Annotated in this window: 21 protein-coding genes; 8 read left to right on the plus strand and 13 right to left on the minus strand. The window is 72.7% G+C overall.

The window, feature by feature from the left end; genetic code table 11:
- Positions 1-219: 219 nt before the first annotated feature.
- Positions 220-1,959, minus strand: a complete 1,740-nt coding sequence (gene menD, locus V6R91_RS35095) for a 2-succinyl-5-enolpyruvyl-6-hydroxy-3-cyclohexene-1-carboxylic-acid synthase (protein ID WP_336399177.1) — start codon at positions 1,957-1,959, stop codon at positions 220-222.
- On the minus strand, positions 1,956-2,321 hold the full coding sequence (locus V6R91_RS35100) for a PLD nuclease N-terminal domain-containing protein (RefSeq protein WP_219085540.1): 366 nt from the start codon (positions 2,319-2,321) through the stop codon (positions 1,956-1,958). Before V6R91_RS35100 ends, menD begins: the two co-directional genes overlap by 4 nt.
- Positions 2,322-2,449: 128 nt before the next feature.
- Here V6R91_RS35100 and V6R91_RS35105 point away from each other — a divergent pair, with 128 nt between their 5' ends.
- Complete coding sequence (locus V6R91_RS35105) at positions 2,450-2,719, plus strand: DUF4229 domain-containing protein (RefSeq protein ID WP_067248629.1); 270 nt, start codon at positions 2,450-2,452, stop codon at positions 2,717-2,719.
- A gap of 49 nt (positions 2,720-2,768) precedes the next feature.
- On the opposite strand, the gene V6R91_RS35110 is transcribed toward V6R91_RS35105, so the two are convergent.
- Genes V6R91_RS35110 through V6R91_RS35120 form a run of 3 tightly spaced genes read right to left on the minus strand, consistent with a single transcriptional unit; the run spans position 2,769 to position 4,108 of the window.
- A complete protein-coding gene (locus V6R91_RS35110; protein WP_336399178.1) occupies positions 2,769-3,413 on the minus strand; it encodes a dihydrofolate reductase family protein in 645 nt (214 codons plus the stop codon).
- Positions 3,410-3,724, minus strand: coding sequence for a DUF4287 domain-containing protein (locus V6R91_RS35115; RefSeq protein WP_067248637.1), 315 nt, complete (start codon positions 3,722-3,724; stop codon positions 3,410-3,412). The genes V6R91_RS35110 and V6R91_RS35115 overlap by 4 nt, the downstream gene beginning before the upstream one ends.
- Positions 3,725-3,745: 21 nt before the next feature.
- Positions 3,746-4,108 (minus strand): cupin domain-containing protein, encoded by a 363-nt coding sequence (locus tag V6R91_RS35120; protein WP_336399179.1) that lies wholly within the window; start codon positions 4,106-4,108, stop codon positions 3,746-3,748.
- 85 nt (positions 4,109-4,193) lie between these two features.
- On the opposite strand from V6R91_RS35120, the gene V6R91_RS35125 reads away from it, so the two are divergent.
- Entirely contained in the window at positions 4,194-5,198 is a 1,005-nt protein-coding gene (locus V6R91_RS35125; RefSeq protein WP_336399180.1) for an ArsR/SmtB family transcription factor, read from the plus strand.
- A 9-nt stretch (positions 5,199-5,207) separates the two neighbouring features.
- Here the strand turns inward: V6R91_RS35125 and V6R91_RS35130 are convergent, their stop codons facing one another.
- From V6R91_RS35130 to V6R91_RS35140, 3 genes are all read right to left on the minus strand, one after another.
- A complete protein-coding gene (locus V6R91_RS35130; protein ID WP_336399181.1) occupies positions 5,208-6,179 on the minus strand; it encodes a 1,4-dihydroxy-2-naphthoate polyprenyltransferase in 972 nt (323 codons plus the stop codon).
- Positions 6,180-6,384: 205 nt separating this feature from the next.
- Positions 6,385-7,722: an aminotransferase class I/II-fold pyridoxal phosphate-dependent enzyme gene (locus V6R91_RS35135; RefSeq protein ID WP_271061298.1), complete on the minus strand. Its 1,338-nt coding sequence runs from the start codon at positions 7,720-7,722 to the stop codon at positions 6,385-6,387.
- A gap of 58 nt (positions 7,723-7,780) precedes the next feature.
- On the minus strand, positions 7,781-8,242 hold the full coding sequence (locus V6R91_RS35140; protein WP_067248654.1) for an Lrp/AsnC family transcriptional regulator: 462 nt from the start codon (positions 8,240-8,242) through the stop codon (positions 7,781-7,783).
- 72 nt (positions 8,243-8,314) lie between these two features.
- Here V6R91_RS35140 and V6R91_RS35145 point away from each other — a divergent pair, with 72 nt between their 5' ends.
- Positions 8,315-9,748, plus strand: a complete 1,434-nt coding sequence (locus V6R91_RS35145) for a DUF6421 family protein (RefSeq protein WP_336399182.1) — start codon at positions 8,315-8,317, stop codon at positions 9,746-9,748.
- The gene (locus tag V6R91_RS35150) at positions 9,741-10,430 is read left to right on the plus strand and encodes an SDR family NAD(P)-dependent oxidoreductase (RefSeq protein WP_336399183.1); all 690 of its coding nucleotides are present in this window, start codon (positions 9,741-9,743) and stop codon (positions 10,428-10,430) included. The genes V6R91_RS35145 and V6R91_RS35150 overlap by 8 nt, the downstream gene beginning before the upstream one ends.
- A 39-nt stretch (positions 10,431-10,469) precedes the next feature.
- Here the strand turns inward: V6R91_RS35150 and V6R91_RS35155 are convergent, their stop codons facing one another.
- Both V6R91_RS35155 and V6R91_RS35160 read right to left on the minus strand, forming a co-directional pair.
- Positions 10,470-11,198, minus strand: coding sequence for a TMEM175 family protein (locus V6R91_RS35155; protein WP_336399184.1), 729 nt, complete (start codon positions 11,196-11,198; stop codon positions 10,470-10,472).
- A gap of 31 nt (positions 11,199-11,229) precedes the next feature.
- Entirely contained in the window at positions 11,230-12,825 is a 1,596-nt protein-coding gene (locus V6R91_RS35160; protein WP_271061302.1) for an MFS transporter, read from the minus strand.
- A gap of 75 nt (positions 12,826-12,900) precedes the next feature.
- On the opposite strand from V6R91_RS35160, the gene V6R91_RS35165 reads away from it, so the two are divergent.
- Entirely contained in the window at positions 12,901-13,971 is a 1,071-nt protein-coding gene (locus V6R91_RS35165; protein WP_067248664.1) for a threonine aldolase family protein, read from the plus strand.
- 148 nt (positions 13,972-14,119) lie between these two features.
- Here the strand turns inward: V6R91_RS35165 and V6R91_RS35170 are convergent, their stop codons facing one another.
- Together V6R91_RS35170 and V6R91_RS35175 are read right to left on the minus strand one after the other, a co-directional pair.
- Positions 14,120-16,036 (minus strand): M3 family metallopeptidase, encoded by a 1,917-nt coding sequence (locus tag V6R91_RS35170; RefSeq protein ID WP_336399185.1) that lies wholly within the window; start codon positions 16,034-16,036, stop codon positions 14,120-14,122.
- 131 nt (positions 16,037-16,167) lie between these two features.
- Positions 16,168-16,794 (minus strand): NUDIX hydrolase family protein, encoded by a 627-nt coding sequence (locus tag V6R91_RS35175; protein ID WP_231819988.1) that lies wholly within the window; start codon positions 16,792-16,794, stop codon positions 16,168-16,170.
- Positions 16,795-16,895: 101 nt separating this feature from the next.
- Between V6R91_RS35175 and V6R91_RS35180 the strand changes: the two genes are divergently transcribed.
- A complete protein-coding gene (locus V6R91_RS35180; protein ID WP_336399186.1) occupies positions 16,896-17,561 on the plus strand; it encodes an alpha/beta hydrolase in 666 nt (221 codons plus the stop codon).
- 424 nt (positions 17,562-17,985) lie between these two features.
- Here V6R91_RS35180 and V6R91_RS35185 read toward each other — a convergent pair whose 3' ends face one another.
- Positions 17,986-18,252, minus strand: a complete 267-nt coding sequence (locus V6R91_RS35185; RefSeq protein WP_336399187.1) for a hypothetical protein — start codon at positions 18,250-18,252, stop codon at positions 17,986-17,988.
- Positions 18,253-18,624: 372 nt separating this feature from the next.
- Here V6R91_RS35185 and V6R91_RS35190 point away from each other — a divergent pair, with 372 nt between their 5' ends.
- On the plus strand, positions 18,625-20,319 hold the full coding sequence (locus V6R91_RS35190) for an ABC-F family ATP-binding cassette domain-containing protein (RefSeq protein WP_336399188.1): 1,695 nt from the start codon (positions 18,625-18,627) through the stop codon (positions 20,317-20,319).
- A gap of 69 nt (positions 20,320-20,388) precedes the next feature.
- A complete protein-coding gene (locus V6R91_RS35195; protein WP_067248683.1) occupies positions 20,389-20,571 on the plus strand; it encodes a PspC domain-containing protein in 183 nt (60 codons plus the stop codon).
- Positions 20,572-20,601 lie beyond the last annotated feature (30 nt).

The following is a 20,601-nucleotide window of genomic DNA, read 5'->3' on the forward strand; positions in this document are numbered from 1 at the left end:
GCATCGGGCCTGGCGGGAGCCGACCGAAGGACGGCGGGGGACCGCGCGACGGACGAGGCCATCGCGCAGCGGACCGCCACCACACCGCGGACCGAGGCAGCGCGTTTCGTCTCGTCGCTGCGCTCCTCGCTCAACGACCGAGAACCGCCAGCGCGTTTCGTCTCGTCGCTGCGCTCCTCGCTCAACGACCGGGAGGGGCACCCACGGGCGCCCGCGGGGTCAGCGCGGGAGCGGCACCTCGATCAGCTGAGGACCGGAGACCGGGGCGGTCAGCGCCTGGTCAAGCGTCGGGCGGGTCGTGATGCGCCGGTAGTCCCAGCCGTAAGCGGCGGCCAGGTGTTCGAGACCGGTGGTCTGCGGCGTGTAGAAGACGCGGTCCAGATCCGCGGCGGGCGCCGACGCGGCCACCTCCAGACCGTCGAAGATGGTGCCTCCGCCGTCGTTTCCGACGACGACCTGGATCCGCGGCGCGGGCTCGTCGGCGGGCAGCAGGAGCGCGCCGACGTCGTGCAGGAACGCCAGGTCGCCGAGGAGCACGCGCGTGACACCGGCGGCCCCCGCCGCCTGGCTCGCGAGGGCGATCCCGGTGGCGGTGGCGATCGTGCCGTCGATCCCCGCGAGGCCCCGGTTGGCGTGCACGGGGACGCGCTTGCCGCCGAGCACCGCGTCCGCGACCCGCACCAGTCGGGACGACCCGAACATCAGCCGGTCGTGCGGCCAGGTCGCGCGCCAGACCGCATCCACGAGAAGCTCCCGGTCCAGCGGGCGGCGGACGGCGTCGAGCTCCGCCCGCACCGCGCCCAGCCGGGCGGCGGCGTCCGTGGAGAACAGCCCCGCCTGATCCGGGGCGGGCGCGTCGAGGTCCACGAACGCGTCCGCCGAGGCGCGCATCCACGCGCCGAGCCACTCCCGGTCGGCCGGCCCGGGGCCCACCGACACCGCGGCGACGTCGCGGGCGGGGCTGCCGCCGCGCCCGCCGGAGAGATCCAGGCGCTCGCCGCCGCGTCGCACCGCGACCACCTCGACGTCCACGCGGGCCAGCAGCGCGGGCACCTCGCGGCTGAGGGTGGGGTGCCCGAGGACCACGGCGCGCTCCACCCGTCCGCCCAGGGCGGGGTCTCGCAGCAGCGCCCGGTACCCGTGGACGATCTGCCGGCCGAACCGCGCCCCGCTGACGACCTCCGCGATCAGCGGCCAGCCGCCGCGATGCGCGATCTCCTCGGCGTCGGGACCCGCGTCCGCCCCGGCGATCACGACCGTGCGCGGGCCGCGTGCGAGGACGTGCGCGGCCTCCTCGGACGCCGCCGGACCGCGACCCGCCGGCCCCGGGGCCGGGGGCTCCGCCGCCCGCCCGCGATCCCGGGTCGGCTCGACCGGCGCGGAGAGCGGTTCGCGGAAGGGGAGGTTCAGGTGCACGGGACCGGCGACGCCGGCCAGCCCCTCGCCGGTGGCACCGGTCGCCGCGTCGACTGCGCCCGCGGCCAGCGTCGGGAACACCGTCGGATCCGTGTCGCCGTCGGGCACCGGGGCATCGACCTCGAGGCGCACCCACGCGCGGTACATCCCCGGCTGGGTCGTCGCCTGGTTGGCGCCCACGCCACGCAGCTCCGGCGGGCGATCCGCGGTGAGCAGGATCAGCGGCACGCCCGCGTGGAAGGCCTCCATGGCCGCGGGGAGGAACCCGGCCGCCGCCGTGCCCGACGTGCACACGAGGGCGACGGGAAGCCCGGTCTCCCGGGCGATGCCGAGGCCGGTGAACCCGGCCACCCGCTCGTCGATGCGCACGTGTACGCGCAGCGCCCCGGTGCGGGCGAGCGCGGACGCGGCGAGCGCGAGCGCCTGGGAGCGAGAGCCCGGGGAGAGCACAATGTCGCGCACGCCGTGCGCGGCCAGTCCCTCCAGCAGTGCCAGTGCCGCGGTGGCGGCGGGCGACGCGGACCGGGGCGCCGCGTCGGTCACGGACGCTCGCCCGCGCCCGTGCCGGCTCCCGCGTCGGGGTCGCGCGGCTCGTCCAGTCGGGCAAGCTCCTCCTCGAGAGCGCGGATGCGGCGCTCCTGCTCCGCCTCGCTGATCCGCCGCAGGTGCGCGGGATCGTTGTCGAGCGGCACGAACAGGTCGCCCCGGGGAGAGGAGCCTGGCCGGGCGCGCCCGATGACGAACCACAGGATCCCGCCGATCACGGGGATGAGCACGACGATCGCGATCCATGCGCCCTTGGACACGCCCCGGTGGCGCGTCGCCGGCTGAACGGAGCAGTCGACGATGCTGTAGATCCAGAAGAAGGCGGCCAGGATGCCGCCGATCACGAGAAACCGCGCCACCCTTTCAGTGTAGGCATGACGCCTGAGGCGCAGCTCCGTGTCGGGGCGCGAACGACGGATCGTCGCCCAGCTGTGACCGGTCCGGTCGCTCACAGCGGACGCCTCAGCGCCTTTCGTAGACTGGCAGGGTGAAGCTCCCGCCCCTGCTCGTGTACTCCGTGCTGCGGCTGCTCGCGTTCCTGGTGCCGCTGGGCATCCTCTGGTTCTTCTTCCCGATCTTCCGGGAGTTCTGGTGGCTCGCGGTGCTGTTCGCGGCGTTGATCGGCATCAGCATCTCCCTGCTGTTCCTGCGCGCCCCGCTGTCGAACGCGTCCCGTGAGATCTACGAGCGCCGCAGCGACCGGGAGAACCGACGCAGCGACGAGGACGTGGAGGACGACGCCGCCGGCGAGCGGTGAACCGCCGCGGCGACGCCGCATCCGTCCGCGTCCCGCCGCGTCGTCGCGGTCAGCGACGACGGAACGTGACGTGGATCGTGCCGCTCTCGGCCGTCTCGCTGTGCACCGCATAGTCGGACTCGAGCCCGCGCAGATCGTCCCAGAGCCGCAGTCCCCTGCCGAGCAGGATCGGCGCGATCCCGACGTGCAGCTGGTCCACGAGGCCCTCCGCCAGGAACGCGCGCACGGTCCGGACTCCCCCGCCGATGCGCACGTCCGCGTCGCCGGCCGCCTCCTGCGCCCGGGCGAGCGCGTCCTTCGGCGACAGGTCGACGAAATGGAACGTGGTGCCTCCGCGCATCTCGAGGTCCGGGCGCGGACGATGCGTGAGCACGAACACGGGGACGTGGAACGGCGGCTCCTCGCCCCACCACCCGCGCCAGTCCGGATCGTCGGGATGGGCGTGCAGCCCGAACATCCCGGCGCCCATGATCTCGGCCCCGACGCCGGTGAAGTACGCCGCCGCGTACTTCTCGTCCACACCCGTCGTCCCGGCCCCAGACTCGTCGCCGAACACACGCCGGCGCATGGTCCTCGTCGCGGCGTACGCCTCGACGAGCCGGAACCAGTCCTCGCCCATCGGGTTCTCCGGGGTCTGGTCCGTCGTCGACGCGAAGCCGTCGAGGGAGATGTTGAGGTCGGCGCGCACGGTCATCGGCCGGTTCCCTTCCGCGCGGACACGTGCGGGTTCGTCGCCTGTCCGTCGAGCCAGAGCGTGTCGGAGGCGTCGCCGTGCGAGCCGCCGCGGCCGACGTGCGCGTCGCTGATCCGCGGGCCTTTGGTGATCACGTGGACGAGCGCCATGCCGTGCCCGCGGCCGAGGTCGTAGTCCGCCTTCAGCCAGTCGAGGATCGGCCCGGCCTTGGTGCCGGGGCCGAATCCGCGCTCGGCGGCGCGCTCGACGAGCTGCCTCGGCGTCAGACCGGTCTTGGTCTCGATGGTGTCCAGGTATGCCTGAAAGGACATGGTTCTCTCCTTGGGTATGGGTCAGTCGTTCTCGTCCAGGAAGGTCTGGACGATGGTGTCGGAGGCGTGGATCCCGAGGATCCGCAGGGTGCCGGTGCCGACGTTCACGAACCGGTGCGGGACGTGTGCGGGACCGGTCGCGGTGTCGCCCGCGGAGCCGCGGAACGTCTCCGCGCCGACCGTGAACTCCGCCTCTCCCTCGATCACGACCCACGTCTCCGGGTAGGGGTGCCAGTGCAGTCCGGGGCCCTCGCCGGGCTCGTTCTCCACGTAGAAGTAGGAGATCCCCGCCCCGTGCTCGCTGCCCTCGAAACGACGGCTCGCGCGGGTGCCGATCCGGATCCGATCGGGGTGGACGATCGGGTCTGCGACGGTGTACGTCATCGTGTTCCTCTCTCCTCGTTCGGGCCGCCTCCGCGGCCGCGAGGCCACTCTTCCCGCGACCGGGTGGACGACGTAGAGTTTCGACGTGGATCGAAACTCGGACTCTCCGCACCACGTCGACTTCCACCTCGGACCCGGCGACCTCCAGGCCGTGCGATTCGGCGTCTCCCCGGGGCACGAGCTGGCCCACGCCGTCCGCATCCTCGTCCGCCCCGAGGACCATCCCTTGCAGTGGGGGTGGCTGCGCCAGGTGCGCGACCGGTTGCCGCCGGAGCCGTTCGCCGTGCTCGTGCACGTGATCGGCGCGGACGGCTACATGCCCGACTTCCTCACGGCCACCGCCCGCTGGGACATGACGCCCGCCGACGAGCTCGCCGCTCTGAGGGAGGCGCCCCTCGCGGGAATGCGCGTGGACCTCGGCAAGATGGTGGTCCGTTCCAGCGGACGTCGCCAGGAGGCGCTCCGGCGCATGCAGGAGCGTCCTGAGCGCGCTCGCGCGGTCATCGCCGATGCCTGGGAACAGGTGTGGGAGGCCGCCCTCGCCCCGGTGTGGCCGCAGCTGGAGCGGCTGCTGCGCGCCGACATCGCCGTGCGTTCCCGCGTCGTCGCCTCGGCGGGGCTGGCCGCCATGGCCTCGGACATCCATCCCGCCGTCAGCTGGGGCGACGACGCGGTCCGCGTGCGCCTCCGCCGGCACAGCGAGGAGGTCGACTGTCGCGGAAGCGGCCTCGTGCTCGTGCCCTCGGTCATGTCGTCCTGGGGGTGCATGGTGCTGACGGAGCAGCCCGCGCAGCCCACGCTGTTCTACCCCGCCCGCGGAGTCACCGCCGGATGGGCACGGGATGCGGCGGACCTGGCCGGCGCGCTGGGAGCGCTGGTCGGTCCCGTCCGGGCGCGGATCCTGCTGTCCGGTCATGTCGCCCGGACGACGACCCAGGTGGCCGCCGAGACGGGGATCGCCGTGTCGACCGCCTCCCACCACCTCACCGTGCTGCGGGACGCCGGTCTCGTGGAGAGCAGGCGCGACGGCGCGCGCATGCTCCATCTGCGCACCCCCCTGGGCGAGGCCCTCGTGGGCGCCGGGCTCTGATCCGTCCGCTCAGCCGATGAAGGCCCAGAACAGTCCGCCGGCGTAGGCCAGCGCGCCGAGCGAGGTCAGGGCCAGCGCCACGACCAGCTCCTTCGGCTCCCGGTACATCCACACGATCACCACGGCCGGCAGGATCGCGAGGAGCGCGAGCAGGGCCAGCCACGCGATGGGGTAGAAGAGCGCCAGATACACCACGGCGGCGAACGGCAGGATCGCGAAGGCCGTGTAGAGGATCTGCGTCGCGCGCCGGCCGACGACCACGGTGAGCGTGCGCTTGCCCGCGACGCGGTCCTGGTCGATGTCGCGGAGGTTGTTGGCCAGGAGCACGGCGCAGGCGAACAGCCCGGCGCAGACAGCGCCGAGCCAGGCCTCCTGCGGCAGGTCCTGCACCTGCACCCAGGTGGTGCCGAGCGTGGCGACGAGGCCGAAGAAGACGAAGACGAACACCTCGCCCAGCGCGTTGTAGCCGTAGGGCCGCTTCCCGCCGGTGTAGAACCAGGCGGCGACGATGCAGACGGCGCCGACGGCGATCATCCACCACTGCTGGGTGCGGATGACGATCGCCAGGCCCGCGACCGCCGCGAGACCGAAGAACACCAGGGCGACCACGAGCACCGCACGCGCCGGGACCCGCCCGGAGGCCGTCAGCCGGGCCGGGCCGACCCGGTGCGCATCCGTGCCGCGCACGCCGTCGCTGTAGTCGTTGGCGAAGTTGACCCCGATCTGGAGCAGCACCGCCACCGCGAGGCATGCGAGAGCGATCACCCAGTGGAAGGCCGGATCGCTCAGCCGGGCCGCTCCCGTGCCGATCAGCACCGGGGCGATCGCGAGCGGCAGCGTCCGGGGGCGGGCGGCGCCGATCCAGTCGCCGACGGTCACCGGACGAGCCTCCGCGACGGGACGCTTGGCCGGGTTGCCGGATCGGGAGTAGGTCTTCGGGCGCGACGGGGTCGCCGCGCGGGAGCGCTTCGAGGATGCCACGCAGGAATCCTAGTGCGGCGCCCTTTGTCCCACCGGCCGTTCAGAGGAGCGCAACGCCCCCGGTCGTTGAGCGAGGAGCGAAGCACCGAGACGAAACGCGCCCAGCCCCGAGTCACCGCGTTTCGACTCGCTCCGCTCGCTCAACGACCGAACACCCCGGACGTTGAGGGAGGAGTGCCGCGCCCACCCCCGGTCGACGGCCGAGTCAGCGGCGGGTGCGGGCGCGGGCCTCGTCGATCGCGGCGCGCAGGTCGTCCGCGAGTGCGCGGAGCTCGTCGTCGTCCAGGGTGTGCGTGGTCAGCCGGATCTCCGGCGCCGACTCGTCGGGCTCGAGGTGGAAGACGCCGCCGGTGCGGACCAGCCAGCCGCGGCGCATCATGGCCTCCGACACGGCGCGCGCGTCGACACCGCACTCGACCCAGACGTTCAGCCCGTCGTCTCCGCGCGCCGTGATCCCCCGCTCGCGGAGGAGGGCGCGCAGCGCGTCGTTCCGGGCGCCGTAATGCGACGCGGCTCGTTCCAGCGCGGCGGGGGTGTCCGGATGATCCAGCATCCCGACCGCGACCCGCTGCAGGATCCGGCTCACCCAGGTCGTCCCCGGAGACAGTCGCGCCCGCAGCTGGACGGCGGTGTCCGGGTCGCTCGCGAGCAGCGCGAGGCGCAGATCCGGACCCAGGAACTTCGACATGGACCGCACCAGCGCCCACCGCGCATGTCCGTCCGGGACGACCGAGTGGTACGGACGGCGAGACAGGAGCGAGTAGTGGTCGTCCTCGACGATGAGGACGTGGGGATACGCGGCGAGGACACGGCGCAGCTCCTCCGCACGGCGCGCACTGAGGCTGATCCCGGTCGGGTTGTGGGCCCTCGGGGTGCAGACGACCGCCCGGGCGCCCGTGTCGAGCGCAGCCCGCAGCCCGTCGACCGTCATGCCCTCGTCGTCGAGGGGGATGCCGACGGCCCGGTAGCCGCCCAGCTTCACCACGTTGATGCTGGAGAGGAAGCAGGGATCCTCCATGGCGACCGCGTCACCGTGCGCGAGACTCGCCGCGAGGAGCCGCTCCAGGGCGTCCACCGCGCCCGACGTGACGGTCAGCTCGAACGGCCGCGGCTGCGCCTGCGCGAGCCACGGCGTCGCCCACGACCGCAGCCCCGCATCGATGAGGTCCTCGCCGTACAGGGCGCTCGTGCGCAGGTCGAGCTCCGAGAGGACCGGCAGCGGCAGCAGATCCGGATCCGGATTGCCGCTGCCGATGTCGCGCAGCACCGTTCCCCGGGCGAAGCCCTCCTCCTCGGTGAGCACGGCGCCGGCGACCACCGTGCCGGCTCGGCCGCGACTGCTCACGACCCCGGCGCGGGCGAGGGAGCGGTAGGCGGACGACACCGTGTTCCGGTTCACGCCGAGCTCCTCGGCGAGGGCGCGCACGGTCGGCAGCGCGTCGCCGGCCGTCAGCGCGCCGGTGTCGATGCGCACCCGGATGCTGTCGGCGATCTCGCTCGCCGTCGTGCCATGGATCCGGCCCGCGGTCGTGCCCTGGGTCATCCGCCCTCCTCGCGCCCAGCCTACGGGGCCGGGGATCGCGGCCCGGCGATCGGCCGGGTCAGTCTCCGGCCGGCGCCTGGGGCACGATCGGACGGTGCTCGTAGAAGGTCTGCAGGACCACGGTGGTGCGCGTGCTCACGTTGGCGGCGAGGCGGATGTCGCGGACGAGCTGCTCCAGCGCGCGGGGCGTGGGCACCCGGACGAAGAGCATGTAGCTGGCGTCGCCCGCGATCGAGTGGCACGCCTCGATCGCGTCGAGGTGCTCCAGGAGCTCGGGCGCGTTGTCGGGCTGGGCAGGATCCAGCGGGGTGATCTCGATGAACGCCGAGAGCGGACGCCCCACCGCCTCCGGGTCGACGATCGGGCGGTAGCCGCCGATCACCCCCCGCGACTCCAGCTTGCGAAGCCGCGACTGCACCGCCGAGACGGACAACCCCACCTGCTCGGAGAGCTGGGCCAGCGTGGCGCGACCGTCCCGAGAGATCGCGGCCAGGATCGACAGGTCGACAGGATCATCCATGAATGGAAGAATAGTCTCGTCAACCCGTTTCTGCCGGAAATTTTCCGGCGTGATCCTCGATCGGAGGTCCCGATGTCCATCACTTCCCCCATGCACGCGCAGGCCATCATCGGCGAGCCCGAGGTCGTGGAGGACGCCGCTACCGCCGAGCGCTCGGCGGCGTGGACGCTTCTCAAGGACGCCGCGATCGCGATCCGCCCCCTGCAGATCAAGGACGGGTCGATCCCGGACGCCGCCGACCACGAGGCCGCGCGCGCCCACGTCGCCGCGATCATCGCCGGCATCCGCGCCCTCGCCCCGGCCTTCCCGCACGACGCCGACTACCTCGCCGCGTCGGTGAAGGACTTCCAGCGCTGGGCCGACGAGGGCTTCGGCGTGCCCGACTTCCTCGACTCGCTGGTGGCCTTCCAGCCGCAGCAGCACCGCATCGACGGCATCCGCCATCTCGTCGTCTTCCCGATGTACACGCAGAACGGCTCCAGCGACCGCCTCGTCGAGGCGCTGATCGTCGAGACCATCTGGCCGGAGTTCATCGCCGAGCTGGAGGCGGGCGACTACGGCAACAAGCTGTTCGTCTCGCTGCGCCTGGTCGACTTCACCCCGGGCTACGACACCAACTCGGCCGTGCTGTTCCCGGAGACCGTCGCGATGCGCGAGATCCCCTCGTTCACGTGGGGCGCGATCTTCCAGGACCGCGAGGCGGCCCGGTACCGCCGCGTGGTGCGCGCCGCCAGCGAGATCACGAACCTCGACCTGCCCGAGCGCGCCGCCGCGATGCTCGACGACCAGCGGACGACCGAGAAGACGTTCGTGATGTGGGACATCATCCACGACCGCACGCACATGCGCGGCGACCTGCCGTTCGATCCGTTCATGATCAAGCAGCGGATGCCGTTCTTCCTCTACTCGCTCGAGGAGATGCGCTGCGACATGACGGCCTTCCGCGAGTCGGTGAAGATCGAGCGCGCGTTCGACGCGCGCGTCGCCGCCGGCGAGCAGCTCACCGAGACCGAGCACGAGATGCACGACTACGCGCACCTCGTGCAGTACGCGGTGATCTTCGATCGCATCTTCCGCTTCGCGATCACCGGCAACCGCACCCGCAACTACGACGCGGTCGGCGGCCAGCTGCTGTTCGCGTGGCTGCACCAGCGCGGCGTGCTGCACTGGACCGACACCGCCCTCGCCTTCGACTGGGAGAACGTGCCCGACGCGGTCGTGGCGCTCGGGGACGCGATCGACGACCTGTACTGGCACTCGATCGACCGCCCGAAGACCGCGCACTGGCTGGCCGCCTACGAACTCGTCCGCAGCACGCTCACCCCGCACCCGGCGTCGCAGTGGGCGCGCGGCCTGAGCGACGAGATCCTCGCGGGCGCCCCCAAGGGGTACACCGACGCGGTGATGGACGACGAGTTCCCGCTGTCGATGTTCTTCGAGACGCTCGACAAGAAGATGAAGCCGGTCATCGAGTCGACGGTCGGGATCCGCGGCACGGATGACTGACACCGCACGCGGCGCCGCCGGGCGCGTCGTCCTCCTCGCGGGGGCGACGAGCCCGGCGGGCCTGGCCGTCGCCCGCGCCCTGGTCACGACCGGGGCGCGGGTGATCGCGGTGGGCCGCGACCCGCAGAAGCTCGAGGCGCTCGCCGCCGCGGCCGTCGGTGGTCATCCGGTGCGCACGGAGGTCTGCGGGCTGACGAACGAGGCCGAGGTGGCCGGGCTTGCGACGCGGCTCGCCGCCGAGGACATCCGCGTCGACGCGGTGATCCCGCTCGTCGGCGGGTGGCGCGGGGGCGGAGGCCTCGCGGGGCAGACCGAGGCGGACTATCGGGCGCTGGAGGCGTCGTTCACGGCGGTCCGGGTGGTCAGCCGCGCGTTCGACGCGGACCTGCGCGCCTCGGACGCGGGCCGCTTCGCGATCGTGTCCTCGACGGCCGTGGCGCGCCCGCTCGCCGGCGGCGCGAACTACGCCGCGGTCAAGGCGGCCAGCGAGGCGTGGACACGCGCGGTCGCCCACGGCTTCGCCAAGGCTGCGCGCGACGCGGGCGAGCCGCTGCGCGCCGCGGCGGTCGTTTTCCGTGTCCGCAGCCTCGACGACGTGCGCGACGAGCTGGCCGCGGCGGTCGCCGGGCTCTGGGACCAGGACGCCGACGCCCTCAACGACCGCATCATCGACATCGCCTGATCCGCGGGGCCCACAGCCCGAGCGCCGGGCCTGCCGGACTCAGCGGACTCCTTCGGCGTCTCCCGCGTCTTCGGACGTGCGTTCCGCCCGCGCCGACCAGCGGCCGAGGATCGCCTGAGCCGGCGCGGAGAGCATCATGAGGAACATCGCCCAGTAGCCGACGGCCGGGACCAGCACGGCGACGAGCAGGGCGATCCCGAACAGGGCGCAGAGCACGATCTCCACCCGGACGCCCTCGGCGAGCGCGGCGTCGGGGATCCTGTGCAGCTCGGGGTGCGCCCGCAGGTACAGCCGGGTCGCGAGCATCAGCAGCGCGGTCACGAGGAGCGTCCCGATGTAGAGGACCTTCTGCACGGCGTCCGTCGGCATGGACCCCAGCATGGCGGTCGGCACGGGAAGCCAGACGATCGTGAACATCCAGGCGACTTGAAGCCAGACGAGCGCGTTCGTCGTGCGCTCGACCCTGTCGAAGACCCGGTGGTGGGTGATCCAGGACACCGCGATCAGGACGAAGCTCATCGCGAAGCTGACGAGCTGACCGTTCTCCTCCGAGAGGTACTCCGGGACCGTCCGTCCCTCCCGGCCGAGCTCGATCACGCTCTCCATGAGCGGAAGGATCAGCAGCGTCATCGCGATCGCGACCACGGCGTCCACGAACGCCTTCAGCCGCTCGGCGGAGAGGACGGCGTGCCGCTGCTCGGCGGGGCGGTGGCGTGTCGTGCTCGACGCGCTCGCGGTCGGAGGCTGGTCGTGCTCGTCGTCCGTCACCCGCACATGCTTCCGCGGGAGCCGGCCGTCGTCAAGCCTCCGGTCCGGGGCGCCGCGCGTCCGAGGGGGGCGACCCGTCGACCGGGTCCGGCGTCACCAGCCCGCCACGCGTCGCGGGCGGCGCCACCACGATCGGCGTTCCGACCGGCGACCCAGCGGATGGGGCCTCGCCCTCCGTCGTGCCCGTCTCCGCCGCACCGGCCCCCTCCGCGGAGTCGTCGCCCGGTGCGCGGTCGTCCGCGGCGGTCGGGTCGCTCGCCGGCGCTTCGGCGTAGCTGGCGCTCACGGACCGGTAGGCCCGGGTGGTGAAGGCGATCAGACCGAGACCGATCGTGACGAGCCCCGCGAAGAAGAAGATCACCGCGATGCCGCGAGCGTCCCCGACGCCGACCAGCCACTCCCAGTGGGCCGAGCCCTCCCGGGACTCGACGTAGGGAATGATCACGTACTGCGCGATCGGCGCGATGAGGAACGCCGTGACCGGCGCCGCGGAGGCCTCCATCGCCGACGCGAAACCGAAGACCCTCCCCTGCCGCTCGAACGGCACCACCTTCTGGATCACCGTCTGCTCCGCCGCCTCGATCGCGGGGATGAGCATCATGTAGATCCACATGCCGATCCCGAACAGGACCCACCAGTCCCGGATCGCGAACAGGGACCCGACGGCACCGGTGACGATCACCAGCAGCAGCATCGTCCGGATCGGATTGCGGCCGAGGCCGCGCGCCGCGATGACCAGCCCGCCGATGATGAACCCCGTCGACGACACGGCGAGCATCACACCCCACCACTGCACCGGCATGAGCTCCAGGCCGTAGGGGTCCATCAGCGCCATGTAGACGCCGCCGACGAGGTTGTTGAACATCGCGAACAGCAGAAGGACGAACAGCCCGGGAACGGCGCGGATCGCGGCGATGCTCCCGCGGAAGTCCAGCGCGCTCGGCGCGTTCGGGTCCACCTCCGGCTGCTTCTCGGGGATCCGCACGAACACGATGTGCACGAGGGACACCAGGGTGAACAGCACGGCGATCGCGAGCGTCCCGCCCATCCCGAGGAATCCGATGGCGAGGCCGCTGAACACGCTCGTGACGATGAACGCCAGTCCCTGCACCGTGCCGACCCAGCCGTTGGCGTTCGCATGCCGGTCGACGGGCACGAGCAGCGTGACGGTGGTGGACAACGCGATGTTGCGCATCTGCTCCACCACCGCGCCGAAGAGGATGATGCCGGCGAACAGCCAGAACCAGGGACCGCCGAAGTCCAGGAGCGCCCGCTCCGGCTGCCAGAGGTAGATCAGCCACGCCGCGACGAACGCGACCGCGGTGACCGCGCTGGAGAAGAGGAACACGCTGCGCTTGCGGTGGCGGTCGACGATCGTGCCGAACACCATCGAGAAGATCGCGACGAGCAGCATGTACGCGCCGCCGACGATCCCGGTCGCCATGACGTTCTGCGTCTCCAGATACACCCAGAACGTCAACGCGAACCAGAGGAAGCTGGTGGTGACGTTCGCGACCATCGTGTTCACGAGCACCTGGACGAAGCTGCGCACACCGTGTCGCTGCGCGTCGGTGAGCGGCGTCTTCGCCGCGTCGGGGGCGGGCGCTGCGGGGGAGGTTGCGTCCATGGCGACGAGGGTACGCGCGGCCTCCGACATCGCACCAGGGTCGGGAGCGGATCGGCCGCCGCGTAAGCTTGAGCGGTGACCGAACAGCTCCACGACACGGCCCTGCGCGGCTTCGCCTCCGACAACTACTCCGGCATCCATCCCGAGGTCCTGGCGGCCATCGCCGCGGCCAACGACGGCCACCAGATCGCCTACGGCGAGGACGCGTACACGACCCGTCTGCAGGAGGTCTTCCGCGCGCACCTCGGCGACGGCGTCGAGGCGTTCCCGGTCTTCAACGGCACGGGCGCCAACGTCGTGGGCCTGCAGTCCATGCTCCCCCGCTGGGGCGCGGTCATCGCCGCCGCCACGGCGCACATCAACGTCGACGAGGGCGGGGCCCCGGAACGGGTCGGCGGCATCAAGCTCCTGACGGTCCCGACGGAGGACGGCAAGCTCACCCCGGAGCTCGTCGACCGCGAGGCCTGGGGCTGGGGCGACGAGCACCGGGCGCAGCCGCTCGTCGTCTCCATCACGCAGTCGACCGAGCTCGGCACGCTGTACAGCGTCGAGGAGATCCGGGCCCTGGCCGATCACGCCCACGAGCGCGGCATGCGGCTGCACATGGACGGCGCGCGGGCGTCGAACGCCGCCGCCGCGCTGGATCTGCCGCTGCGCGCGTTCACCCGCGACGCCGGGGTCGACGTGATGAGCTTCGGCGGCACGAAGAACGGCGCGATGCTCGGCGAGGCCGTCGTGATCCTGAACCCGGAGGCCTCCTCCGGCCTCGTCTACGGACGCAAGCTCAACATGCAGCTGGCGTCGAAGATGCGCTTCGTGTCGGCCCAGCTCGTCGCCCTCCTGGAGGGCGACCTGTGGCTGCGCAACGCCCGACACGCGAACGCGATGGCCCAGCGCCTGCGCCGCGCGGTCGAGGCGGGGATCGCCGACGGATCCATCCGGGGTGTCGCGTTCACGCAGGCCACGCAGTCCAACGGTGTCTTCGCGACCCTGCCGGACGGCGTCGCGGACCGCCTGCGCGAGACGTTCCGCTTCTACGACTGGGACGCCGCGCGCAACGAGGTCCGGTGGATGTGCAGCTTCGACACGACCGAGGCCGACGTCGACGCCTTCGTCGCCGCGCTCTCCCGGCTGACGTCGGCCTGACTCCGGTCTCCGTCGGGCCCCGGTCCGGCGGGTTCGGGGTCCGTTCCGGGGCTTCGGGGCGCGTTCTGGGCTCGGAACGCCCGGAATCGGGCCCCGGTCGCCCGAACAGCGCCCCGAACCCGGATGCCCAGGCCCCGGGCGGATCGGGTCAGGTGGCGGGCGACCCGAGCCAGGACCGGTAGGCGTCGACCGTGAAGGGACGACCGAGGAACGCCGCGACGAGGTCGGCGGCGTCGGCGGATCCGCCCCGCTCCAGGATCTCCCGGCGATAGCGCGCCGCGGCGGCCGGGTCCATGAGCCCGTCCGAGAAGCCCGACAGCAGGTCGCGCGCGATCACCAGGCTCCACTGGTACGTGTAGTAGCACGACCCGTACCCGGTGAGGTGGCCGAAGCCGGCGTACGAGTGCGTCCCCTCCGGACGCCGCACGGGCGAGGTCGCCGCGTACCAGTGGTCCGTGGTCGCGGCCAGGTCCTCGGCACCGTCCACGTGCAGGTGGAACGACACCCGGGCGTGCCCGAGCTGAGTGCGCACGAGCAGCGCGCGCCCGAACGCGTCGGCCTCGCGCATGCGCTCCACCAGCTCTGTCGGGATCGGCTCCCCCTCGTCATCCCGGGCGAACGTGCGCAGCACCTCCGCATCCCACACCCATTCCTCGAGCATCTGGCTCGGCGCCTCCACGAAGTCCCACTCCGTGGCGATGCCGGAGAGCCCCGCCCACTCCTGATCGCCGCCGAGGATCTCGTGCACGAGGTGCCCGAACTCGTGGAAGAACGTCTGAACCTGGCGGTGCTCCATCCGCCCGCGGGGGAAGTTGCAGACCAGCGCCGCCTCCGGCAGCACCCGCCCGCGGATCCCGGTCGCGATGGGGAAGCAGGCGGCGTGGTTGTACTTGCCGTCCCGCGGATGGAGGTCGAGGTGAATCCGTCCGAGCCGTACGGAGCCGCGCACCACGTCGTACGAGCGGACGTCCTCGTGCCAGGTCGGGACCTCGGCCGGCCAGTACTCGATGTCGAACAGCCGGCCCGTGACCGCGAGGAGACCGCCGAGGACTCGCTCGAACGACAGATACGAGCGGACCCGCATCGGATCCACCGCGAAGCGCTCGGCGTGCAGGAGCGTGAGGAGGAAGGCCTGGTCGGAACTCGCCACGGCGTCCGCGTCCGGCACGTCCTGGCGGCGGCGGGCGAGAAGCGTCTCGTACTCCGCGGCGGAGGCCGCGAGGGAGGCCTCGTCCACCTCGTCGAGGAACTGCGCGACCCGGGCCGAAGAGCGCGCCATCCGGTCCTCGGTCTCGTAGTCGCTCCAGTTCCCGTAGCCCAGAAGCGCCGCGCGGCGCCGTCGCACGTCGAGCAGCTCGGCGAGCACGGCGTCGTTCTCCGGCCAGGCGAGATCCGCCCGGGCCCGCGCGAGCTCTGCGCGCACGCCGCGGTCCCGCGCGTAGTTGAGCACGGGCATGACGTCCGTGGCGTCGGTGGACAGCGCCACGAGCCCGTCGTCACCGACCGGATGCTCGGCCAGGAAGTCCCCGGGGAGTCCGGCGAGCCGGTCCACCGGCACCCGGATCTCGCGGCGCCCCTCACGGATGTTGCGCGCGAACGCGAGGCTCAGGGCGGCGTCGCGTTCGGCGAGCTCCTGGACGGCGGCGCGGGTCTCGGCGTCCCGGTCCGCTCCCCCGCGGCGGAAGTCACGGAGCAGGTGGTCTCGCACCCGGGCCGCGTCGTCGTCGAGCTCCGCGTCGTCCTGATCCGCGAACACGGCGGCGAGCTCCGCATCCGCGCGCAGGGCGGCGGCGATCGCCTCGGCCGCCGTGTGTCGCGACTCCGCCGCCGCGCGCACCTCCGGATCCGGGTGCACCTCCGCGAGGATCTCGGCTTCGCTGAGGACGCCGCCCAGCGCGATCTGCAGGTCGTTCCACACCCGCAGCGCCGCGAGCAGGGGCCGGTCAGAGCCGTCCTTCAGCTCCGCGGCCAGGGCCGCCACGCGCTCCAGACGCTCGTCGGATCGGGTTCCGGCGAAGGCGAGCCAGCCGTCCGCGGTGGTGGGGTACGCGAGGGGTTCGATCACCCTCCGACCCTATGCCCCGCCTGTCCTCGTCCCCTCGCCCCCCACCTCGGCGGGTTCGGGGTCCGTTCCGGGGCTTCGGGGCGTGGCATCGCGGCGATCCTCCCCGGATCGAGCCCCGAACGCGACGGCGCTCAGCGCAAGAGTCCCAGGTGCGCCAGGGCCTGGCGCACCAGCGTGCCCCGCCCGCCCTCCATCTCGGCCGCGAGCGCATCCGACGCCGCCTCCTCGGGCGAGAACCAGGTCACTTCCAGGGCGTCCTGGCGCGGCTCGCACGTGCCGGTCACCGGCACCACGAACGCCAGCGACACGGCGTGCTGACGGTCATCGTGAAAGGCGCTCACGCCGGGGATCGGGAAGTACTCCGCGACGGTGAAGGGCACCGGCGACGCGGGCAGCAGGGGGAACGCCATCGGGCCGAGGTCGTTCTCGACGTGGCGGAACAGGGCGTCGCGGACGGTCTCGCCGAAGCGCACCCGTCCCGAGACGATCGTGCGCTTGATCTCCCCCATCGGTGTGGCGCGCAGCAGGATCCCGATGTCCGTCACCTGCCCCGAGCCGTCGGCCCGGACCGGGATGGCCTCGACGTACAGCATCGGCAGCCGACGACGCGCCTCGGCCAGCTCGAACTCGCTCAGCCACGCGGGGTTTCCCGACAGGGCGGACTCGCCGAAGCCACCGGCGTCCCCGAAGCCGAGATCGCCCGGCTCGGGCAGGTCCTCGCCGTCGGCGGGGTCGGGATCAGGGGTGCGCACGGCCATGGTCCCTTTCTACCAGCGCACCATCGGTCTGACACGGTCATCCACAGGCCGGGCCCACGACCGATCGGGGCGTGCACGGGCGACGCTGGCAGGATGGACCCATGACCGCGACCCCCGTCATCGACCGCTCCGCGGTGCGCCGCGCGGGCAGGCCCGGCGACGCGCCGCTCCTCGTCCTCCTGCACGGGTACGGCTCGGACGAGAGGGACCTGCTCGCACTGGCGTCGTTCCTGCCCGAGTCCCTCGCCGTGGTGTCGCTGCCCGCGCCGTTCGCGGCGCCGTGGCCCCTGCCGGGGCGGTCCTGGTACCCGATCGAGGAGCTGGAGCGCCGCGACGCCTCCTCGGTGACGCGCGCTGCCGCATCCGTGCTGGAGTGGCTCGACGACGAGGTGCAGGCCGCCGGGACCACTGCCCCGGTCGCCCTGCTCGGGTTCTCCCAGGGGGCGTCCGTCGCCCTGCAGGCGCTGCGGCTGGCGCCCGAGCGCATCGGCGCCGTCGTCAACCTCTCCGGCTATGCCACGCCCGGGGACCTGCCGCGGGATGACGAGCTGCGCGCGGGTCGCACCCCCGTGTTCTGGGGGCGCGGCACGCACGACGACGTGATCCCGCCGGTCCTCGTGGAGCACACCGCGCAGTGGCTCCCGGACCACGCCGATCTGACCGGCCGCGTCTATCCGGGCCTGACCCACTCGGTCTCCGAGCAGGAGCTCGCCGACGTCCACACCTTCCTCACGCGCTGGATCGACGGCCTGACGCTCGTCTCCTGAGGCGGTCCACCGCGTTTCGGCTCGTCGCTGCGCTCCTCGCTCAACGGCCGGAAGAAGAGTCGGTCGTTGAGCGAGCGAAGCGAGACGAAACGCCCCCAGCCCCGGGTGAGCGCGTTTCGACTCGTCGCTGCGCTCCTCGCTCAACGACCGGAAAGGGGCGCCCGGGAGCTGAGCGGAGCGATGGCCTCGTCCGACGCGCCGGCATCCGGCCTGGCGGGAGCCGACCGAAGGACGGCGGGGGACCGCGCGACGGACGAGGCCATCGCGCAGCGACCGCCACCCCACCGCTACCCCGGGTCACCGCGTTTCGACTCGTCGCTACGCTCCCCGCTCAACGACCGAGAACCGACCCTGTTTTGTCTCGTCGCTGCGCTCCTCGCTCAACGACCGGAAGGGAGCGACCGGAGCCGGATGGAACGGGCGCTCAGCGGCCGGGGAGGCCCGAGGAGCCGTCCGCGTCGGGGGAATCGTCCGCGTCGGGGGAACCGTCCGGGCGCCCACCGGCACGGCGACCGGCCGCGGCGAAGGCGACCGCGACGGCCACACCGACGGCGAGACCGATCGCGATCCCCAGGCCCGGATTGCCCAAGCCCGCGCCCAGGGCCGTCCCGATCGCGATCCCGAGCGCCATGCCCAGGCCCCAGCTCATGCGCTGGCGCGCCTCGTGCGGACTCATCCGGTCGTCTGCCATGCCTCCACGGTACGCAGCGCCGGCCGCCCCGGCATCCCCCGCACGGCGGACCCGGTCCGTCTCGCGGCGGGCGACACGCCCGGGTTGCACGGAAGCGACGACCGCGGTACAGTCGAGCGTCCTGTCCGCCGTGTCTGGAAGTCCCTTGATCTGAATCGTCGTCTCCGCGTCCTGTCCACGCGCTGATCCGACGATCCTTCCCGCCACCGGCCGCCTGCCGTTCTGAGCCGCCCCTTCCGGAGCCGCTCGACGAGCAGGGATCCGCCCGCCGCCGGCCTCGCCGCCGGGCACCGGTCCGCACGGCGCCCGTCTCCGTCCGGAGGCCTCGGGAGCCACCGGGATCAGCGCACCCGCATACCCCGGGAGCCGCTCATGTCAACACCCCTCAACCAGTCCTCCGTCGTCCTCGATCGCGTCAGCTTCACGTGGCCGGACGGCACCACCGCCCTCGACGCCGTCTCCGGCGCGTTCGGCGCAGGCCGTACCGGCCTCGTCGGGCGCAACGGCTCGGGCAAGTCCACGCTGCTTCGCCTCATCGCCGGGGAGGAGACGCCGACCGCCGGCCGGATCACGACCGGCGGCGACGTCGCGTACCTCCCGCAGCGCCTCACCCTCGACACGCACGCCCGCGTCGCCGAGCTGCTCGGCGTGGCCGAGGCGCTCGACGCCGTCCGCGCCATCACGTCCGGCGACGTCGACCCCGCCCACTTCGACGCGGTCGGCGACGACTGGGACGTGGAGGCGCGGGCCACCGCGTCCCTGGCCGAGGCCGGCCTCGACCCCTCGTTCCTGGACCGGACGGTCGGGGAGCTCTCCGGAGGCGAGGCCGTCCTCGTCGCGATCGCGGGGATCCGGGCCCGTCGGGCGCCGATCACGCTGCTCGACGAGCCGACGAACAACCTCGACCGCGACGCGCGCGCCCGTCTCGGCGACATGGTGCGCTCCTGGCGCGGGGCGCTCATCGTGGTCAGCCACGACGTCGCGCTCCTGGAGCTGATGGACGACACCGCCGAGCTGTATGCCCACACGCTGAGCGTGTTCGGCGGCCCGTACTCCGCCTGGCGCGCCTGGCTGGACGCGGAGCAGGAGTCCGCGAAGCAGGACGAGCGCGACGCGGCCCAGGCCCTCCGCAAGGAGAAGAGGCAGCGGATCGAGGCGGAGACCAAGCTCGCGCACCGGTCCCGCACCGCCCGAAAGGCGGAGCTGGAGAAGCGCGTGCCGAAGATCGTCGCCCACGGCCGAAAGATGGCAGCCCAGGTCTCGGCGGGACGGCTCCGCGGGGAGGTGCAGGCGAAGGAGGCGGAAGCCCGGCAGGCCCTCGACGAGGCCGGTCGGCGCATCCGCGACGACGCCACGATGAAGATCGAGCTGCCCGATCCGCTGGTGTCCCGAACCCGCCGGATCGCGACGCTCGGCGACGGGGAGCGATCGTGGATCGTCCAGGGGCCGGAACGGGTCGCGCTGGTCGGGCGCAACGGCGTCGGCAAGACGACGCTGCTGCGACGGCTGGTCGCCTCCGCCGACGCGCGCCCGGCAGCCCCCGAGGATGCGGAGGACGCCGCGCCCGCCCGCGCCGCGGAGGACGACGCAGCGACGCCGGACCTGCGCGCCGCATGGCGGGCGGAGGCGCACACGGACCGGATCGGGTACCTGCCGCAGCGGATCGACGGGCTCGACGAGCACGCGTCGGTCCTCGCCAACGTGGCCGCGCGGGCCCCGGAGATCCCGGAGAAGGAACTGCGCAACCGCCTGGCGCGGTTCCTCATCCGCGGCGGAGCGGTCGACCGACCGGTCGCCAGCCTCTCCGGGGGCGAGCGGTTCCGGGTCGCCCTCGCGACGGTCCTGCTGGCCGACCCGGCACCGCATCTCGTCGTGCTCGACGAGCCCACCAACAACCTCGACCTGGACACGGTCGACCAGGTGGTGGAGGCGCTGCGGGCCTACCGCGGCGCGGTGCTCGTCGTCAGTCACGACGACGTGTTCCTCGATCGGCTGGAGCTGGATCTGCGCCTGGAGCTGGATCCCCAGGACGGGTTCCTCGTCCGGGATGCCCACCCGGCGGGGTAGGGCCAGCTCTCCTCGAGGAGTCGGGCCAGCCCCCGTGACGCGGCGCGGTCGCGGCGGGAGGATGAGAGCATGAACGATCTCATCCGCCCCCGCCGCGGCCGCGTCCTCGCGGGCGTGTGCGCCGCCGTCGCGACCCGCTTCGGGTGGTCCCCCACCGTCGTGCGCATCCTCACCGTGCTCGCCATGGTGTTCGCCGGGCTGCCCCTCTGGGTGTACATCGTGTTGTGGATCCTCATCCCGGCCGAGCGCTGATCCCTCCCGATCACGGCTTCGGTCCCGCCC

Source organism: Microbacterium sp. CCNWLW41, from assembly GCF_037083505.1.

Bases quoted from the DNA above. Each gene is read 5' to 3' on its own strand.
- V6R91_RS35195 (WP_067248683.1), top strand. From the start codon at position 20,389: ATGAACGATCTCATCCGCCCCCGCCGCGGCCGCGTCCTCGCGGGCGTG.
- V6R91_RS35135 (WP_271061298.1), bottom strand. From the start codon at position 7,722: ATGACCCAGGGCACGACCGCGGGCCGGATCCATGGCACGACGGCGAGC.
- V6R91_RS35190 (WP_336399188.1), top strand. From the start codon at position 18,625: ATGTCAACACCCCTCAACCAGTCCTCCGTCGTCCTCGATCGCGTCAGC.
- V6R91_RS35110 (WP_336399178.1), bottom strand. From the start codon at position 3,413: ATGACCGTGCGCGCCGACCTCAACATCTCCCTCGACGGCTTCGCGTCG.
- V6R91_RS35120 (WP_336399179.1), bottom strand. From the start codon at position 4,108: ATGACGTACACCGTCGCAGACCCGATCGTCCACCCCGATCGGATCCGG.
- V6R91_RS35145 (WP_336399182.1), top strand. From the start codon at position 8,315: ATGTCCATCACTTCCCCCATGCACGCGCAGGCCATCATCGGCGAGCCC.
- V6R91_RS35185 (WP_336399187.1), bottom strand. From the start codon at position 18,252: ATGGCAGACGACCGGATGAGTCCGCACGAGGCGCGCCAGCGCATGAGC.
- V6R91_RS35160 (WP_271061302.1), bottom strand. From the start codon at position 12,825: ATGGACGCAACCTCCCCCGCAGCGCCCGCCCCCGACGCGGCGAAGACG.
- V6R91_RS35140 (WP_067248654.1), bottom strand. From the start codon at position 8,242: ATGGATGATCCTGTCGACCTGTCGATCCTGGCCGCGATCTCTCGGGAC.
- V6R91_RS35175 (WP_231819988.1), bottom strand. From the start codon at position 16,794: ATGGCCGTGCGCACCCCTGATCCCGACCCCGCCGACGGCGAGGACCTG.
- V6R91_RS35150 (WP_336399183.1), top strand. From the start codon at position 9,741: ATGACTGACACCGCACGCGGCGCCGCCGGGCGCGTCGTCCTCCTCGCG.
- V6R91_RS35180 (WP_336399186.1), top strand. From the start codon at position 16,896: ATGACCGCGACCCCCGTCATCGACCGCTCCGCGGTGCGCCGCGCGGGC.
- V6R91_RS35115 (WP_067248637.1), bottom strand. From the start codon at position 3,724: ATGTCCTTTCAGGCATACCTGGACACCATCGAGACCAAGACCGGTCTG.